Annotated in this window: 13 protein-coding genes; 5 read left to right on the top strand and 8 right to left on the bottom strand. The window is 62.1% G+C overall.

The annotated features are described in order from the left end of the window. Positions 1–165: 165 nt before the first annotated feature. The 3 genes from gltB to ASD31_RS23600 are packed head-to-tail and all read left to right on the top strand — an operon-like array spanning position 166 to position 6,666. Positions 166–4,887, top strand: coding sequence for a glutamate synthase large subunit (gltB, locus tag ASD31_RS23610; protein WP_056339889.1), 4,722 nt, complete (start codon positions 166–168; stop codon positions 4,885–4,887). Between the two features lie 50 nt (positions 4,888–4,937). After that, positions 4,938–5,183 carry a hypothetical protein gene (locus ASD31_RS23605; protein ID WP_156392791.1) on the top strand — a complete coding sequence of 82 codons (246 nt, stop codon included), beginning with the start codon at positions 4,938–4,940 and terminating at the stop codon, positions 5,181–5,183. Between the two features lie 28 nt (positions 5,184–5,211). After that, a complete protein-coding gene (locus ASD31_RS23600; protein ID WP_056339882.1) occupies positions 5,212–6,666 on the top strand; it encodes a glutamate synthase subunit beta in 1,455 nt (484 codons plus the stop codon). Positions 6,667–6,705: 39 nt separating this feature from the next. Here the strand turns inward: ASD31_RS23600 and ASD31_RS23595 are convergent, their stop codons facing one another. After that, the gene (locus ASD31_RS23595) at positions 6,706–7,914 is read right to left on the bottom strand and encodes a DUF459 domain-containing protein (RefSeq protein WP_056340697.1); all 1,209 of its coding nucleotides are present in this window, start codon (positions 7,912–7,914) and stop codon (positions 6,706–6,708) included. Between the two features lie 133 nt (positions 7,915–8,047). Then, positions 8,048–9,268, bottom strand: coding sequence for a lytic murein transglycosylase (locus ASD31_RS23590; RefSeq protein ID WP_056339879.1), 1,221 nt, complete (start codon positions 9,266–9,268; stop codon positions 8,048–8,050). A 301-nt stretch (positions 9,269–9,569) separates the two neighbouring features. Between ASD31_RS23590 and galU the strand changes: the two genes are divergently transcribed. Then, positions 9,570–10,457 carry a UTP--glucose-1-phosphate uridylyltransferase GalU gene (gene galU, locus ASD31_RS23585; protein WP_056339876.1) on the top strand — a complete coding sequence of 296 codons (888 nt, stop codon included), beginning with the start codon at positions 9,570–9,572 and terminating at the stop codon, positions 10,455–10,457. Positions 10,458–10,493: 36 nt separating this feature from the next. On the opposite strand, the gene ASD31_RS23580 is transcribed toward galU, so the two are convergent. The 6 genes from ASD31_RS23580 to ASD31_RS23555 form a co-directional block, all read right to left on the bottom strand. Then, positions 10,494–12,005: an outer membrane beta-barrel protein gene (locus tag ASD31_RS23580; protein ID WP_056339873.1), complete on the bottom strand. Its 1,512-nt coding sequence runs from the start codon at positions 12,003–12,005 to the stop codon at positions 10,494–10,496. 90 nt (positions 12,006–12,095) lie between these two features. Further along, a complete protein-coding gene (locus ASD31_RS23575; protein ID WP_056339870.1) occupies positions 12,096–12,557 on the bottom strand; it encodes an NfeD family protein in 462 nt (153 codons plus the stop codon). 3 nt (positions 12,558–12,560) lie between these two features. Further along, positions 12,561–13,568, bottom strand: a complete 1,008-nt coding sequence (locus ASD31_RS23570) for an SPFH domain-containing protein (RefSeq protein ID WP_056339868.1) — start codon at positions 13,566–13,568, stop codon at positions 12,561–12,563. 131 nt (positions 13,569–13,699) lie between these two features. Next, entirely contained in the window at positions 13,700–14,731 is a 1,032-nt protein-coding gene (gene hemH, locus ASD31_RS23565; protein ID WP_056339865.1) for a ferrochelatase, read from the bottom strand. Positions 14,732–14,858: 127 nt separating this feature from the next. Continuing rightward, the gene (locus tag ASD31_RS23560) at positions 14,859–16,802 is read right to left on the bottom strand and encodes a 5'-nucleotidase C-terminal domain-containing protein (RefSeq protein WP_056339861.1); all 1,944 of its coding nucleotides are present in this window, start codon (positions 16,800–16,802) and stop codon (positions 14,859–14,861) included. Positions 16,803–17,020: 218 nt separating this feature from the next. Next, the gene (locus tag ASD31_RS23555; RefSeq protein WP_056340694.1) at positions 17,021–17,419 is read right to left on the bottom strand and encodes a hypothetical protein; all 399 of its coding nucleotides are present in this window, start codon (positions 17,417–17,419) and stop codon (positions 17,021–17,023) included. A 134-nt stretch (positions 17,420–17,553) separates the two neighbouring features. Here ASD31_RS23555 and ASD31_RS23550 point away from each other — a divergent pair, with 134 nt between their 5' ends. Then, positions 17,554–18,375, top strand: a complete 822-nt coding sequence (locus tag ASD31_RS23550; protein ID WP_056339858.1) for a helix-turn-helix domain-containing protein — start codon at positions 17,554–17,556, stop codon at positions 18,373–18,375. Positions 18,376–18,393: the final 18 nt, after the last annotated feature.

Genomic DNA, 18,393 nt, shown 5'->3' with positions numbered 1-18,393 from the left:
GGAGAGCGGCGCAGCCACGGCAATCGCGACGGTTAGGGATTTCTTTGCCTGACGCGGTGCGCGCCTTTTTGCGACTGTTCAGGACCATGTCACGATTGTGCCGGTGAAGGTGGGTAGTCTATCCGCCAATGCTGGCCGGACTTCGGATCAACAGGAGGGAAGACGATGACGGAGTTTACGCCATCTGCCGTGAATGGAACCGACAGCACACGCGGGACGGCGTCGGTCGGGAAAGCCAGCACGTTTCCCGGCCTGCCGCAAAAACAGGGTCTCTATGACCCGAGAAACGAGCATGATGCCTGCGGCGTCGGCTTCGTCGCCCATATGAAGGGCAAGAAATCGCACCAGATCGTCAAGGACGGATTGTTCATCCTTGAAAACCTGACGCATCGCGGCGCCGTCGGCGCCGATCCCCTGATGGGCGACGGTGCGGGTATCCTAGTGCAGATCCCCGATCGGTTCTTCCGCGAGGAGATGGCGCTTCAGGGCGTTACCCTGCCCAAGGCCGGAAACTATGCCGTCGGCTATCTGTTCATGCCGCAGGACGAGGCGCAGATCACCCATTTCAAGCAGGTGATCGGAGAGGTCGTCGCCGAGGAAGGCCAGGTGCTGCTCGGCTATCGCGAAGTGCCGGTGGACAATTCCTCGCTTTCCAAGGCGCCGCATATCGCGGCGACCGAACCCTATCATCTGCAGGTGTTTATCGGCGCCGGCCGTGACGCCGCCACCAATGCCGAGTTCGAGCGCCGGCTGTTCACCCTGCGCAAGGTGATTTCCAACCGCATCTACGACGCCTTCGAAGGCGCCGATACCGGCTTCTACCCGGTGTCGCTGTCGTCGAAGACCATCGTCTACAAGGGCATGTTTCTTGCCTATCAGGTGGCCGCCTATTTCAAGGATCTGTCCGATCCCCGCTTCGAGACCGCCGTGGCGCTTGTGCATCAGCGCTTCTCGACCAATACTTTCCCTTCGTGGAAGCTCGCGCATCCCTACCGCATGGTCGCCCATAACGGCGAGATCAACACGCTGCGCTCCAATGTCAACTGGATGGCGGCGCGCCAGGCGTCCGTGTCCTCGCCATTGTTCGGCGCCGATATTTCCAAGCTCTGGCCGATTTCCTACGAGGGTCAGTCCGACACGGCCTGTTTCGACAATGCGCTCGAATTCCTGGTGCAGGGGGGCTATTCGCTCGCCCATGCGGTGATGATGCTGATCCCGGAAGCCTGGGCTGGCAACCAGTTGATGAGCCCGGAACGCAAGGCCTTCTACGAATATCACGCCGCCCTGATGGAGCCCTGGGACGGGCCGGCCGCCGTCGCCTTTACCGACGGCCAGCAGATTGGCGCGACGCTCGACCGCAACGGCCTGCGCCCGGCACGCTATTTCGTCACCGACGACGACCGCATCGTCATGGCCTCCGAAGCCGGCGTGCTGCCGGTGCCGGAAGAGAATATCGTCAAGAAATGGCGCCTGCAGCCGGGCAAGATGCTTCTGATCGACATGGAAGAGGGGCGCATCATTTCCGACGAGGAGGTAAAATCCTCGCTCGCCACCCGGCATCCCTATCGCCAATGGCTCGACAATACCCAGCTGATCCTGGAGGACCTGAAGCCGGTGGAACCGAGGGCCTTGCGCCGCGACGTGTCGCTGCTCGATCGTCAGCAGGCTTTCGGCTATACCCAGGAAGATACGCGGATCCTGATGTCGCCGATGGCGACCACTGGGCAGGAAGCGATCGGCTCGATGGGCACCGATACGCCGATCTCGGCCATGTCGGACAAGACCAAGCTGCTCTATACCTATTTCAAGCAGAATTTCGCGCAGGTCACCAATCCGCCGATCGACCCGATCCGCGAGGAACTGGTGATGAGCCTCGTCTCCTTCATCGGCCCGCGCCCGAATATCCTCGATCATGTCGGCGCCGCCCATGCCAAGCGGCTTGAGGTGCGCCAGCCGATTTTGACCAATGCCGATCTCGAGAAGATCCGCTCCATCGGCCATACGGAAGACCGGTTCGACACCAAGACGCTGGATTTCACCTATGATGTGACGCGTGGCGCCGAGGGCATGCTCGAAATCCTCGACCGGCTCTGCGAACGGGCGGAGGCCGCCGTCAAGGGCGGCTACAATATCATCGTGCTCTCCGACCGGCAGATCGGCCCGGATCGGGTGGCGATCCCGGCGCTCTTGGCGACGGCCGCCGTCCACCACCATCTGATCCGCAAGGGCCTTCGCACCTCGGTCGGCCTCGTCGTCGAGACCGGCGAGCCGCGCGAAGTGCATCATTTCTGTCTTCTGGCCGGCTATGGCGCCGAGGCGATCAATCCCTATCTCGCCTTCGACACGCTGACCGACATGCACAAGCGCGGCGAATTTCCCAGGGAAGTCGATGGCAGCGAAGTCGTCTATCGCTACATCAAGGCTGTGGGCAAGGGCATCCTCAAGGTCATGTCGAAGATGGGCATCTCGACCTACCAGTCCTATTGCGGTGGCCAGATCTTCGATGCGGTCGGGCTTTCCAGAGATCTGATCGATCGCTATTTCTTCGGCACGGCAACCCAGATCGAAGGCATCGGTCTCGAAACCATCGCGGAGGAGACCTTTGCCCGCCACCAGGCGGCCTTCGGTTCGGATCCGCTGCTCAACCGCACGCTCGATATCGGCGGCGAATATGCCTACCGGATGCGCGGCGAGGGCCATGCCTGGTCGCCGGATGCGGTCGCCTCGCTACAGCATGCCGTGCGTGGCAATGCGCAGGACCGCTACCGGGAATTTGCCGACCTGGTCAATGGCGCCGCGCTGCGCATGAACACGATCCGCGGCCTGTTCTCGATCAAAGGCGCGGAGACCATCGGCCGCAAGCCGATTTCCATCGACGAGGTGGAGCCCGCTGCCGATATCGTCAGGCGCTTCTCGACCGGCGCCATGTCATTCGGTTCGATCAGCCGCGAGGCGCATACGACGCTGGCCGTCGCCATGAACAGCATCGGTGGCAAATCCAACACCGGCGAGGGCGGCGAGGAAGCCGACCGCTACCTGCCGCTCTCTGACGGTTCGCGCAATCCGGAGCGCTCGGCGATCAAGCAGGTGGCCTCCGGCCGCTTTGGCGTGACGACGGAATATCTGGTCAATGCCGACATGCTGCAGATCAAGGTGGCGCAGGGCGCAAAGCCCGGCGAGGGCGGCCAGCTGCCCGGCCACAAGGTGGATGCGACCGTTGCCAAGACGCGTCATTCGACGCCCGGCGTCGGGCTGATCTCGCCGCCACCGCATCACGACATCTATTCGATCGAGGATCTGGCACAGCTGATCTACGACCTGAAGAACGTCAATCCGCAGGCGGATATATCCGTCAAGCTCGTCTCCGAAGTCGGCGTCGGCACCGTTGCCGCCGGCGTCGCCAAGGCGCGCGCCGATCATATCACCGTTTCCGGCTATGACGGCGGCACCGGCGCCTCGCCGCTGACCTCGCTGAAGCATGCGGGCAGCCCTTGGGAAATTGGCCTTGCCGAGACCCATCAGACCTTGGTGCTGAACGGGCTGCGTTCGCGCATCGCGCTGCAGGTGGACGGCGGGTTGAAGACCGGTCGCGACGTGATCATCGGCGCGCTGCTGGGAGCCGACGAATTCGGCTTCTCGACGGCGCCGTTGATTGCCGCCGGTTGCATCATGATGCGCAAATGCCATTTGAACACCTGCCCGGTGGGCGTGGCGACGCAGGACCCGGTTCTGCGCAAGCGCTTCAAGGGCGCGCCCGAGCATGTGGTCAATTATTTCTTCTTCGTCGCCGAGGAAGTGCGCGAAATCATGGCGTCGCTGGGCTTCGCGAAGTTCGACGACATTATCGGCCTTTCCGAACTCCTGGAAAAGGACGCGATGATTTCGCACTGGAAAGCCAACGGACTCGATTTCAGCCGTATCTTCCACAAGGTCGATGCGCCGAAGGAAAAGACCTACTGGACCGAGCGCCAGAACCACCCGATCGACGATATTCTCGACCGCAAGCTGATCGAAAAGGCAATGCCGGCGCTCGAACAGAAGACGCCGGTTTCCATCGCGGTCGATATCCGCAATGTCGACCGATCGGCCGGTGCCATGCTGTCGGGCGAAGTCGCGCGACGCTATCGCTACAAGGGGCTGAAGGACGACACGATCACGGTAAAACTGCGCGGCACGGCCGGCCAGTCCTTCGGCGCGTTTCTGGCGCGGGGCATCACGTTCGAACTGACCGGCGACGGCAATGACTATGTCGGCAAGGGGCTTTCGGGCGGCCGTATCGTCGTGCGCCCGCCGGAAAATTCGAAGATCGTCGCGGCAAAATCGATCATCGTCGGCAATACGGTGCTTTACGGGGCGATCTCCGGGGAATGCTATTTCAACGGTGTCGCCGGCGAGCGGTTCGCGGTGCGCAATTCCGGCGCCGTCGCGGTGGTCGAGGGCGTCGGCGATCATGGTTGCGAATACATGACCGGCGGCGTGGTCGTGGTGCTCGGCGAAACCGGCCGCAATTTCGCGGCCGGCATGTCGGGCGGCGTCGCCTATGTGCTCGACGAAAGCGACGATTTCCCGAAGCGCTGCAATATGGCGATGGTCGAACTCGAGCCGGTTCCGGAAGAGGACGACATGCTGGAGAAGCTGCATCATCACGGCGGCGACCTGATGCACAAGGGCAGGGTGGACGTGTCGGGCGACATGACCCGCCACGACGACGAGCGGCTCTACCAGCTGATCTCCAACCATCTGCACTATACCGGCTCGCCGCGCGCCAAGGAAATCCTCGACCATTGGGTCGAGTTCCGGCCGAAATTCCGCAAGGTCATGCCGGTCGAATACCGGCGGGCACTGGAAGAGATGGAGCGCATGCGGATGGGCGTGGCGGCAGAATAGTTTCTTGTCGGCGCCTTATGTTATGAGTTCAGCTCATAATGGAGGCGCCGATGGGACCACAATCGAAAGAATGCAAGATCAGTATCATTAGAGAGGGCAAGCGCCGTCTCGTGGCAATTCCGGATGACTTCTTCCTTGAAGGAACTGAAATCATCCTCCGTCAGGAAAGAGATGGGATCATCACGGTCCATCCTGCGGAAGAAGCTGCACGGGAGGCTATGTGGAACAGGTTTAACCCATTTTCTGAATGGGGCGAAGAAACCCAATCCAGCTTGGCGAGCCTTTCGAAATATTAGCTGGAGACAGCGGAGCAGGGGTGAAGACATGGGCAAGGTAACTGGATTTCTGGAAATCGACCGGCAGCTGGCCAAGTATCAGCCGGCCTCCGACCGCATTCGGCATTTCCGCGAATTCACCATTCCGATGTCGGAGCCGGAGGTGCAGAAGCAGGCGGCGCGCTGCATGGATTGCGGCATTCCCTATTGCCACGGTCCGACCGGCTGTCCGGTGCACAACCAGATCCCCGACTGGAACGATCTCGTCTATACGGGCAATTGGGACGAGGCGATCCGCAATCTGCACTCGACCAATAATTTCCCCGAATTCACCGGCCGCATCTGCCCGGCGCCCTGCGAGGAGGCCTGCACGCTCAATCTCGAGGACGCGCCCGTGGCGATCAAGACGGTCGAGCAGGCGATCGCCGACAAGGCCTATGAAATGGGCTATATCGTGCCACAGCCGGCCGTCATCAAGACCGGCAAGAAGGTCGCGATCATCGGCTCGGGACCGGCCGGCATGGCGGCCGCCCAGCAGCTTGCCCGAGCCGGCCACGAGGTTCATGTCTATGAGCGCGAGAGCAAGCCCGGCGGCCTGCTGCGCTACGGCATTCCGGATTTCAAGATGGAGAAGAACTTCATCGATCGTCGCGTCGACCAGATGCGTGGCGAGGGCGTCAGCTTTCACTGCGGCGTCAATGTCGGCGTCGATCAGACCGTCGATAGCCTGATCGAAAGCCATGACGCGGTGCTCTATTGCGGCGGCTCGGAAACGCCGCGCGATGCCGGAATTCCCGGCGTCGATTTTGCCGGCGTTCATGATGCGATGCCCTATCTCGTTCAGCAGAACCGTCGTGTCGGCCGCGAGAATATCGACAGTGTCGGCTGGCCGTCCGATCCGATCCTGGCGGGCGGCAAGCATATCGTCGTCGTCGGCGGCGGCGATACCGCATCCGACTGCGTCGGCACGGCGTTTCGTCAGGGTGCCGTCAAGGTGACCCAACTCGACATCCGTCCGCAGCCGCCGGAAAAGGAAGACAAGCTCGCCGTCTGGCCGTTCTGGGCAACCAAGATGCGTACCTCCTCCAGCCAGGCAGAAGGCGCCGTGCGCGAGTTCCAGGTGGCGACGCTCGAATTCGTCGGCGAGGACGGGGTGCTTACCGGCGTCAAGTGCTGCCAGGTCGATGAGCGCCGCAAGCCGATCGCCGGCACGGAGTTCGTCATCAAGGCCGATCTCGCCTTCATCGCCATCGGCTTCAGCGGCCCGTTCACCGGCAGCGTCCTCAAGGATCTCGGCGACAAGCTGGTGATCCACACCGACCGGCGCGGCTCCAGCAATGTCGTTGCCGACGACAAGGATTACCGGACCTCGCTCGACAAGCTATGGGCCGCCGGCGACGTGCGCCGCGGCCAGTCGCTGGTGGTCTGGGCGATCCGTGAGGGCCGCCAGGCCGCACGCGCGATCGACGAGGCACTGATGGGCGCGACGGTCCTGCCGCGCTAGGAGGCCTGACGGCCGGTTCTCGGGCGGCTCAAGGGTGGGTCAGTTGCGGATCACCGGGTTGCTGATCACCGTTTCCGGTTTTGCCAGGCGGAAATCATCGACCCGGCCGGCCGGGGCCGCGGCGATCTCGCCCTTTTCGACCAGCCGGTCGCGGGCGCTCTTGCCGTTGCCGGCAAGTGTCGCCTCTCCACCCAGGAGCGCTGCGCCGCCATCCAGATCGGGGTCGATCAGGCTGATCGGCTGGGTCTGGACGATATCCTCGATGGCAATCGGCGGTGCCGTGACCAGATCCTTCAATCCGTCCTTGCCGGGCATCTCCCCGCCGGCGGCCGTGGCGCCGAGCAGCTTTCGAATGTCCTTTTCAACGTAGAAGGCAAGCTTGCGCTTGCCGGCCTTGGTCAGGTTGATGCCGTCCGAACCACGCAGACGGACCTGCTGGCCATTGATGTCCGAGCCGGTCATGACGAATTTTCCGCTCTCGTCGACAAAACCCTCCCAGATATCGATGAAGGTACCGCCGGCCTTTTCCGCCTCGGCGCGGAAAATTCCGTTGAGGGTCACCATGTCGGCTGTCATCGAGGACGACTGGAAGGGGGGCATGCCGACCCAGAGCAGCGGCAATTGCTGGCCGTGGGCAAGGGTCGCAAAGGCCGCGACGCGGCGTGTATATTCGGTGAACCAGCGATCGGTGCGGAATTTCTCCATTTCCCCGCCGATCGACATCGGCTGGCGCTCGTTGGCTCCGAGGCTGACGATGATCAGGGAGGGTTTCACCTCGGCGACATAACCCGGAAGATTGGCCGGCCAGTCGAAATAATCGTCGCGGACGAGGCCCGAGGAACCATTCGCCCTGGTTTCGATGACGATGCCCGGCGTCGTCTCGAAGGCGGTCTTCAGCCCGTCACCCAGGCTGTCGCCGACGAAATCGCCGACAACGAGTACCTTCTTGGCGGTATCCAGCTTTTCGACCACGACCGGGGCAGGTTCGGCGGGCACCGGCTTTGCCTTCTGCCGCGCCTTTCGCGGTTTATCGCGCTGTTGCGGCTGTCTGCGCTGGCGCGGTTCGTAGATCGGGGTATCGTCATAAACGGGCGGCGGCTCGCGCCTGCCGAACAGGAGGTTGAACAGCGTGCGGCGTTCCTGCGCCTCGGCCGGTTGGGCGGCAAAGGCTGAAATGCCGATGGCAAGGATCATCAGCAGGCGCAGGGCCCATTGGTGCTTTTGTCTGCCCGCCGATCCTGTCTTCATGAAAATGTTCCGCACTGTCATGGCCGAAATCTATAGCGGTTTCTTCCAAAGGCAACGCCGCCCATCGGGGCGGCGCCGATAACAATTCTGCGGCTAGATTGCGCCCTTATTGAGTGCGCGGCAGTCGATCGCCCTATTTACGCAAAACCTTCAGCAGGTGCTGGGTCGGCTCCCCATCGGGTGCCAGGCCGTTGCGGTTCTGGAAGGCCTGGATGGCAGCCTTGGAGCCGGAGCCGAAATTGCCGTCGACCTCGCCGTCGTAATAGCCGAGTTCCTTGAGGCGCGACTGCAGCTCGAATTTCTGCTTGATGTCCAGCGAGCCGTCCGGGCGGTTCCACGCCTGTTCCATGCCGCCATAGCCGGCGATCTCGTCGGCAAGCAGGCCGACGCCGAGCGCGTAGGAATCGGAGGCATTGTAGCGCTTGATGACGAAGAAGTTCTTGGTCATCAGGAAGCCAGGGCCATTGCTGCCGCCCGGCATCTTCAGTTCCGCCCGCTGGCTGCCATTGCGGAAGCCCTTGCCGTTCGGCCGGGAAAAGCCCAGCGCCGCCCATTGGGAAAGCGTCTTGGTCTGGCCGGCATATTGGCCGGCATTGCGCGGCGGCGCCACCTCGTAACCCCAGGTCTGGCCCGGCTGCCAGCCGTTCTTCTTCAGGAGGTTGGCGGCGGTCGCCAGTGCGTCGGGTATCGAGTTCCAGATATCGCGGTGGCCGTTGCCGTCGGCATCGACCGCATAGAGAAGATAGCTCGTGGGAATGAACTGCGTATGCCCCATGGCACCCGCCCAGGAACCGTTGAGCTCACGGGCGCTGACATCACCGCTCTGCAGGATCTTCAATGCGGCGATCAACTGGGTGCGGGCGAATTTCGCGCGCTTGGGATCGGCATAGGCGAGCGTGGCAAGCGCGCGCGGCACATAGTGCAGGCGCTCGTCCTTCTCGAGCACGGCGCCATAGTTGGATTCCATCGACCAGATGGCCAGAAGCACGGTCTTGTCGACGCCGAAATGGCGCTCCAGCGCCGCCAGCGTGCGGGCGTGCTTGGCCGCCATCTCCTGTCCGACCTTGCGCGTATAGGGGTTTACGCGGCTGTCGATATATTCCCAGATCTTGTGCTTGAATTCGGGCTGGTAGCGTGCTTTCTCCAGCACGTCCGGATCGGGTGTCTTGACGCCGTCAAAGGCCTTGCGATAGGTCGCCTTGGTGATCCCGCTCTTAGCCGCTGTGGCATAGAAACTGTTGATCCAGGTCTGGAAGCCGGCATCAGCGAAGGCCGGCGTGGTCGAAAACAGGGCGGCTGCGGTCATGAACGCGGCGGCGGCGCGGCAAAGGAGAATGTTGCGGGTCTTTGTCATCAGCTGTCGTTTCCGTTGGTCGGCGTTCCCGCGGGCCTCATCGATGGGCCGCCGGCACGCAAATTTACAGTCTTAGAGCCAGCTTCACGCATAAATCTACGCATGTGGTTCCGTGTTCGAGGGCGATTGGCCCGAAGGTGATCGCCAGAACCGGAATCTTACGAAAATGAAGTCAACAAATTCTTTACCATGAATGGGCGGTGTCGTCTTCCTTCGTAAAAAATAGCAATTCTTCATTTAGTCCATATTGATAGCTAACCGTAGCATCGTAAATCACAGTGTCGTGATCCTGGAGATGTCAATGACTGACAAGCGTAAAGTTCGCAAAGCCGTATTCCCCGTCGCCGGCCTTGGAACCAGATTTCTGCCCGCCACCAAATCCGTTCCCAAGGAAATGCTGACCGTCGTCGACAAGCCGATCATCCAATATGTGGTCGATGAAGCGCTGGAAGCGGGCATCGAGCATTTCGTCTTCGTGACCGGGCGCAACAAGCATGTAATCGAGGATTATTTCGACATTCATTTCGAGCTCCAGCAGACCTTGCGTGAGCGCAGCAAGAAGGCCGAGATGACCATTCTCGCCGAACAGCTGCCCAAGGCCGGCACGGTCAGCTTTACCCGCCAGCAGGAACCGCTGGGACTTGGTCATGCGGTCTGGTGTGCCCGCGAAATCGTCGGCAACGAACCTTTCGCGCTGCTTCTGCCAGACATGATCATGCGCGGCGAGCCGGGCTGCATGAGGGGCATGATCGACCTGTATGCCCAAAGCGGCGGCAATATCATCGCGGTGGAGGAATGCGCGCCGGACCAGGCCCATAAATACGGCATCGTCGGCGTCGGCGAGACGGTCGGCGACGGCTTCCGCATTACCAGTATGGTGGAGAAGCCTGCCAGGGGCACGGCGCCGTCGAATTTCTTCATCAACGGACGCTATATCCTGCAGCCGGAAATCTTCTCCATCCTGGAAGACCAGGAGCGCGGCGCCGGCAATGAGATTCAGCTGACGGATGCCATGCTGAAGCTGCTGAAAAGCCAGGATTTTGCCGGCTATGTCTTCCGCGGCGAAACCTATGACTGCGGCGCAAAGGACGGCTTCATCCTCGCGAACGTCGCCTTTGCACTTGAGCGGGACGATATTCGTCCGCATGTCGAAGCGCAATTCAAGGCGCTGGTGCAGGGGCTGAAATAGGCCCTACCACGGAGCAAATGCGATCAGGCCCGGCCGTCAGCGCCGCAGCGTCAGCCCCACGCCGACGCGCGCGGTATTGCTGGCCGGGCCGCTGTCGCGCGTCGTGTGTTCGTAGCTGACATCGCCCGTCAGCGCGAGATAGCGGTTCATGTCCCAGGTCAGTCCGGCGCCGGTCAGCCAGACTTTTTCGTCAGATGAGCTGCCGCTCGGATAGTTGCGGAAGGTCAGGCTGTTGGACAGGCGTGCCACGAGGGCGGTGCGCAGTTCATGGGTCGCCCGGCTGCTCAATGTATAGATCATGGCGCCGCTTTCGCCGGCGGTGGTCGAGGGTTCGAGGCCGGTGGAAATGCCGTAGGTGATGTCGGTGCCGCGCCGCGGCGACCAGTTGATCAGGCCGTCGATGGTAAAGCCGCTCAGATCCTCGAGGCGGGCGTCGTCGAAGCGGTAGGTCTGATAGCCGAGCGCCAGTTCGCCACTCAGCTTCTCGCCAAGATCGGCCTCGATGCCGGCGCGGCCGCCGTAGCTTTTATAGGAGCGCTCGAAGCCGAGCGTATCCATCCGCAGGTCGTAGATCGACTTGCCGGCGGAAGCCTCGATGAAGGGGATGAGGGCGGGCGAAAGCTCGTAGCCAAGGCGAACCGTGACGGCGCCGGCATTGCGATTCCGGTCTTCAAGCGAAAGCGTGCCGCCGCCTTCGAGTTCCGCATCGCCATAGACATAGCGGTCGAAATCGACCCTGGCGGAGCCGCGCAGAATGCCGAAATCATGTTCGACGCCGGCGCCCAGCGTATATTGGTCGATGCCGGACTGGACGCTTGCATTGCTGACGGCGTTCGGATCGGTCGAATCCTCCCGTTCGAAATGATAGCCGGCCCTCAGCGTCGCGGTCGTCGCATGGCCGATGTCGAGCCTGAGGGCTGCATTGATGTCGGCGGTCGGCTCGGTTTCGCCGGTGCCGGAGAGGTTTCGCTGCCATGTGCCTTCGCCGGTCACCATCAGCTGATGGCGCGACCAGTCGGAGGTGAGGACCCCCCTCAGCCCGGTTTCCATATAGGAGCGGCTTTCTCTCGTTTCGCCCGTCTTCGTCGTCTCGTGATTGAAGGTCTGGCCGAGCGTCGGCTTCAGGACGAAGCTTCCGAAACGGACGCCGGGTGCATCATTGCGGTCGAGGCTGAGCTGCGACCGCAGGCCATCGACGGTATTTTCGCGCAGATTGGTGCGGGCAAGGTCTTCATCGATAATCGGGTCGTTCAGCAGCGGTTCGCCGCTGCCGGTGCTGATCGAGCCGGTGGTTTCCGGCGTCGCGGTCCTGCCGTCCGCAGGCGTTGCAGGGCTCGTGCCGGCGGCGGTCGCAGTGGTCGCACCTGTCCTCTCGGTGCGCACGGGATCGCCGGACAATGTCGTGTCGTCATCTCCGGGCAGGGGAGAAAACGCCTGGGCAAACACCGGCCCACACGAAAGCAGGAGGCAGCCGGCCGCAAGCCAGGCTGCGCCTGTTGCCGGACGCGCGCTGCCGGTCCTCTTTATGCGTGGAAAGAATGGCCTCATCTGCCGAATGCCCGCAACCCGTTTACAAGTGTTGAGCAATTGTAAACGGATGTGGTTAACCGTTTCTTTCCAAAACGGTTTACTGGCCGATCAGAGGGCGCTTTCGACGCTCAGCCTTCCGCTATTGCTGCCGGTGACCCTGACGCGGGTTCCGGCGGGCAGGTCGGGGCCGTCGACGGTCCAGGTGGTGTCGTCCAGGCGGATGCGGCCGCGCCCCTCGACGATCGGCTGTTCGAGAACAGCCGTGCGGCCGATCAGGCGGGCGCCGCGCTGGTTGAGCAGCGGCTCGTCGGACACATCGGCCGAACGGGCGAGCAGGCGGCGCCCCATGAGGACCGCGGCGATAGACAAAAGCGCAAAGAACACCAGCTGCGCCTGCCAGACCCAGAAACCGGCATCCCACAAAAGGAGGGAAACGGCGCCAGTCAGGATGGCGGCAATGCCGATCCAGACGAGAAAGACGCCGGGAGCGACGACTTCGGCCGCCAGCAGCACCAGGCCCAGGACCCACCAGCTCCAAGGGCCGAGCTCGAGAACGACGCGCTCGATCATCGATCAGCCTTCCTGTTTTGCCGTATCGAACGGATTGCGGACAGGCGCGGTGCGCGGCGTCGCCTGCCGGGCCGGGGACTGCGGATTGCCGCCGTCACCGAAGACGTCGCGGGCGATGGCGCCGATGCCGCCGAGCGAGCCGATCAGCGACGACGCCTCCATCGGCATCAGCACGATCTTGGAATTCGGAGCGGTGCCGATCGCGGCCATGGCTTCTGTGTATTTCTGCGCGACGAAATAGTTGATCGCCTGCACGTCGCCGGCGGCGATGGCTTCGGAGACCATCTGTGTCGCTTTTGCCTCGGCTTCGGCCAAGCGCTCGCGGGCCTCGGCATCGCGGAAGGCTGCCTCGCGCTGGCCTTCGGCCTGCAGGATCGCCGATTGCTTGGCGCCTTCGGCCCGCAGGATTTGCGCATTGCGCGAGCCTTCGGCCTCCAGCACCTGGGCGCGCTTCTCGCGCTCGGCCTTCATCTGCCGCGCCATGGCATCGACCAGATCCTTGGGCGGCTGGATATCCTTGATCTCGACGCGGGTGACCTTGATCCCCCAGGGGCCGACGGCCTCATCGACGACGCGCAGCAGCTTGTCGTTGATGATCTCGCGGTTCGACAGCAATTCGTCGAGATCCATCGAGCCCATCACCGAGCGGATATTGGTCATGGTCAGATTGAGGATGGCGCTCTGAAGGTCGGAGACCTGGTACGCGGCTTCGGCGGCGTTCAGTATCTGGTAGAAGGCGACGGCATCGGCAGCGCAACTGGCATTGTCGCGGGTGATCACCTCCTGCGTCGGCACGTCGAGCACCTGTTCCATGACGTTCATCTTCGCGCCGATGCGGTCGATGAAGGGGATGATGATGTTGAGGCCGGGTTCCAGCGTGCGGGTGTAGCGGCCGAAGCGCTCGACCGTATATCGATATCCCTGCGGCACCGTCTTGATGCCGGCAAACAGCACCAGGATGACAAGCACGACGAAAGCGATGACGACGATATCGAGACCGGCGAAGGGCATGGGGCGTCTCCTGTTGGATGCGTCTTTGATGGGCGCACTCTAGGACAAGACGTGGCAGTTGATAGGAATATTTGCAAGCTTGCCGTGTTTGCTCGACGACAATGCCTGGGATTTCCTTCAGAACAGAGGCCTTATACCCAGCCCATCAATTCCCGCCGCACCACGTTTTCCAGCACACGCATTCCATCTTCGCCATCGTTGAGGCAGGGGATATGGGTGAATTTCTCGCCGCCGGCATGGTGGAAGCTTTCGGCCGCCTGGTCGCCGATCTCTTCCAGCGTCTCCAGACAGTCGGACACGAAGCCGGGATTGATGACAGCGATGCGCTTGACGCCTTCCTGGCCGAGTTTCTCGACCGTCTTGTCGGTATAGGGCTGCAGCCATTCCTCCGGCCCGAAGCGCGACTGGAAGGTGACTTGCAATTTTTCCTTCGTCCATCCGAGTTTTTCGCGCAGCAGCCGGGCGGTCTTCTGACAGTGGCAATAATAGGGATCGCCCTTCTCGAAATAGGATTTGGGAATGCCGTGGAACGAGGCAAGCACCACTTCTGGCTCCCAGTCCAGCGTCGCGAGATGGCTGGTGATGGAATTCGCCAGCGCATCGATATAGACGGGATCATCGTGATATGGCGCCACGGTGCGCAGCGCCGGCTGCCAGCGCATCTTCAAAAGCGCCTTGAAGGCCTCGTCATTGACGGTCGCCGTCGTTGCCGCCGCATATTGCGGATAGAGCGGGAAGACGAGAATTTTCTCGCAGCCGTCCTTCTGCAGTTCGTCCAGCTTCGAATGGATCGACGGCTGGCCGTAGCGCATCGCCCAGTCCACCCGCACATTCGGCAGATCGTCGAAGGATCTTGCCATGAGATCTGCCTGGTTTCGGGTATAGGTCCGCAGATAGCTCTCGTTCAGTTCCTTGTTCCAGATCGTCTCATAGGCCTTGCCGACCTTGGCGGGCCTGGTGTTGAGGACGATGCCGAACAGGATCGGATACCAGAACAACGGCGACCATTCGATGACGCGCCGATCCATCAGAAACTGCTTGAGATAACGCCGCATCGATACTTTGTCGGTGCCGTCGGGCGTTCCGAGATTGACCAGTAGCACGCCGATCTTTCCGAAGCGGACAGGCGGGTGGTTCGGGGCGGTCGGGTCTTTGGCGATCATCGAGCATATCCTGCATGGCGGGGCGTGCCTTCCATATAGGTCAGGCCGCCTGCGGTTCACGCTGTTCTTAAAAAGAAAAACCGGCCCGGGAAAGCCCGGACCGGTCACTTGCGAGAGACATAATGTCCTATCTCGCGGGAATGTGAAGCTCAGTGCCGATTTCCAGCCTCTTCGGCGCCGGATTGCCATTGGCCCTGGCGATCATTTCCCAGAGCGCGCCATCTCCGTAGGTGGCCTTGGCAAGATCCCAGAGCGTATCGCCGCGCACGACGACATGGCTGGTTTCGGATGCCGACGCATCCACAGCAGGTTTGCTCTCGGTCGCGGCCGTATCGGCCGGCTTGGTTTCAGGCGTTGCGGTTTCGGCCGCTGGTGTCGCCCCATCGGCGGGCTTCTCCTCGGGCGTCGCTGTTTCGGCTGCGGTATCGGCGGCCGGCTGCGTCGCAGGCTCGGTTGCCGTTGCCGCGGCGACTTCGGTGATGCGGCCATCGATCATCGGCTTGTAGGGATTATGGGCGGCCAGGTAATCGGCCAGGACCGTTTCCAGTCCCGGACCGTAGTCATAGGCGTTTTCGGCATTGGTCTTGAAGATCGCATAGCCATCGCCGCCATTGCGCATGAAATTGTTGGATACGAGGCCATAGGTCTTGGCCGGATCGAGGGCAACGAAGCTATCGCCTTCCCTGACCTCGATGTTGGCGACGCGGCTGCCGGCGGGCCTGGACTTGTCGAAGGAGAGCTTCAGGCCGGCCACCTGCGGGAAACGGCCGCCGCCTTCCTCGATCTGGCTGAGGCCGTTTTCGAGCGCCGCCTTGATGTCGGCGCCCTTCAACTGGAAGGTCGCGAGCGTGTTCTGGAACGGCAGGACGGTGATCGCCTCGCCCATCGAGACATCGCCGGCATCGATCGAAGCACGCAGGCCGCCGCCATTGGTGATGGCGATAGTCATGCCCTGATCCTTGACGCGGTCGAGCATGGCATCGGCGACGAGATTGCCCATCTCGCATTCCTTGGCCCGGCAGCTTTCCCGCGAGCCATCGACGGGAGCTTCGGTCTGGCCGATGATCTTCGTCTTCAGTTCCTCGATCGGCTTTGCCAGTTCCGCGATGCGGGCGAGGACCGCCTCGTCCGGCTTGATCTTGGCATCGATCAGGATTGGATCACCCTTGGCGGACTTAACGACACCGGCATCGTCGAAATTCACGACGAGGTCGCCGAGATATTTGCTGTAGGACCCGGCCTGGACGACGGGCACCTTGTAGCCGCCGGGATTGTCTACCATCGTCGGGTAGGGGCCTTCCGCCTTCTCGTCGGTGTTCGACAACAGGCTGTGCGAATGGCCGCCGACCACGACGTCGACATCCGGTATCTTGGCAATGACGGCAAGATCGCGGGGATAGCCGACATGGGTGAGCGCGATGATCTTGTCGATGCCCTGCTTCTTCAACTCCTCGACGGCGGCGGTGATCGTATCGATATCCTTGGCGATCAGCACGCCATCGCCCGGCGAGGAGAGTTCCGGCGTGTCATTGGCCACGGCGCCGACGATGCCGATCTTCTGGCCGCCGATGTCGAGCACCAGCGACGGCTTGATCCGGTCGCCGAGTTTGGATTTATAGCCGGCCAGTACATTGGAAGAGATGACCGGGAAGGTGACCTTGTCGAGGAAGGCGGCAAGCCCGTCATCGCCCTCGTCGAATTCGTGATTGCCGACGGTCATGGCATCGAATTTCATCAGGTTGAGGAATTCGGCCTCGGCCTCGCCCTTGTAGGTGGAGAAGAACAGCGAGCCCTGGAAATTATCGCCGGCATTCAGAAGCAACGTGTTCTTGCCGACCAGCTCCTCGCGCCGGGCGTCGATGGCGGCCTTCAGGCGCGCGACGCCGCCGAAGCATTCGTCCTTGCTCTCCTCTTCGGCCGAGCAGGTCGAATCATATTTGTTGATCGATTCTATGCGGGAGTGGAGATCGTTGATGTGCAGGATGTTCAATTCATAATCGGCGAAGGCGGCGCCCGAGGAAAGCACAAGGATCGAGGCTGTCATCAGCCCGGCTCGCAAATGTCTGATCATGGATGTCTCCTGTTGGCGAATGTGTCCGGCAGGGCGGACCACGGCTGCGCTCAAGCCGCAAGGCTCGGATCGAGGCGGATGGTTTCATTTGAGCGCGCCAACATCAAGAGGGAATTCGCGGGCTTATCCGGCAAGGTTAAAATCGCCGGCCCCGCGAAAATGCCGCCGGGGGACCAGCGGCATTCGTGAACGTTTCCCTGATGCTCGAGCCTGTCTACTCACGAGGCCGACAGCGCCAAAGGATCGCGGGAAGCCTCGAATTCCAGCTTGGCGAGCACCGCCACGACGGCCGCCTGGCCGATCAGGAAGGTCCAGCCGAGCGCGTTGGGGACGATGAAGCCGCCGGCCGGTAGTAGAAGACTTGCTGCAACCCACAGGCCATTGCCGAGGATGACGAAGGTCACCATCCAGCGCGGAGCGGAGGCAAGAGCGGCAATGACCATGAAGGCCGCGATCGGCAGGAGCGACAGCCCGGCCCAATGGAGAAGCGCTGCGGGGATATCCGTGATCGCGCTGACCAAGCCGGAGCCAGCGATGAGCGCGCCGCCCATGACAGCGCAGGTCAGGGCATCGAGCGAGAGCAGGGTTTTCATGGCAAATGGGGTGGTTCTGGTCATGGATCGATCCTCGTCCTTGAGCGGCAGGGCGGCATCCATTGCCGACCTTGCAGCCAGGATGAGGACATTTTGACGGTGCGTCGATTACGCCTCAGGTAATTGCACCGATTATCCGGTTTCGTCATAGTCACGACATGCTCAAGGAATCATCCACCTCCGCCGGAGACCTATTGCGCGACTGGCGCCAGAGGCGACGCCTCAGCCAACTGGCGCTTGCCGTCGATGCCGAGATCTCGCAGCGCCATCTCAGTTTCGTGGAATCGGGACGATCCCTGCCGAGCCGGGACATGGTACTGCGACTGACGGAGCATCTGGATGTGCCGCTTCGGGAGCGCAATGCGATCCTGGTCGCGGCCGGGTTCGCGCCGATCTATCGCGACCGGCCACTCGATGCGCCCGAGCTTGCCGGTGCCCGCGCTGTCATCGAGCGCATTCTCGACGGCCATGATCCGCATCCGGCGCTGGCGGTCGACAGGCACTGGACCCTGCTTGCCTCCAACAGGGCGGTGGGGGCGTTGCTCGCCGATGTTGCCGGCCACCTGCTCGAAGGGCCGGTCAATGTGCTGCGGATCAGCCTGCATCCGGAGGGACTGGCGAGCCGGATCGTCAATTTTAGGGAATGGCGCAGCCATGTCTTCAAGCGGCTCGCGCATGAGATCGACGTCTCCGCCGATCCACGGCTGGCAGCCTTGCTCGAAGAGCTGAAAACCTATCCGGCGCCGCCGGAGGCCGGTCCGCGTCGGCCGGCGCCCGTGGAAGCCGGCGCGATCGCCGTTCCGCTGATGCTGACCAGCCCGGCAGGGCCTTTGTCATTTCTCAGCACGACGACGGTTTTCGGGACGGCCGTCGATGTGACGCTTTCGGAGGTGACGATCGAAGCCTTCTTCCCGGCCGATGCGCAGACGGCGAGGGCAATGGCCGAGCTTGCCGGCCAGGCGGGGCCGCCGAACGTGTGATGCAGGCCGGCACCGGCC

Origin of the sequence: Rhizobium sp. Root482 (assembly GCF_001426565.1) — a bacterium.
Taxonomy (GTDB): Bacteria; Pseudomonadota; Alphaproteobacteria; order Rhizobiales; family Rhizobiaceae; genus Pararhizobium.
The sequence above is the reverse complement of the archived record's forward strand: the minus strand, read 5'-3'. Positions and strand labels throughout refer to the sequence as shown.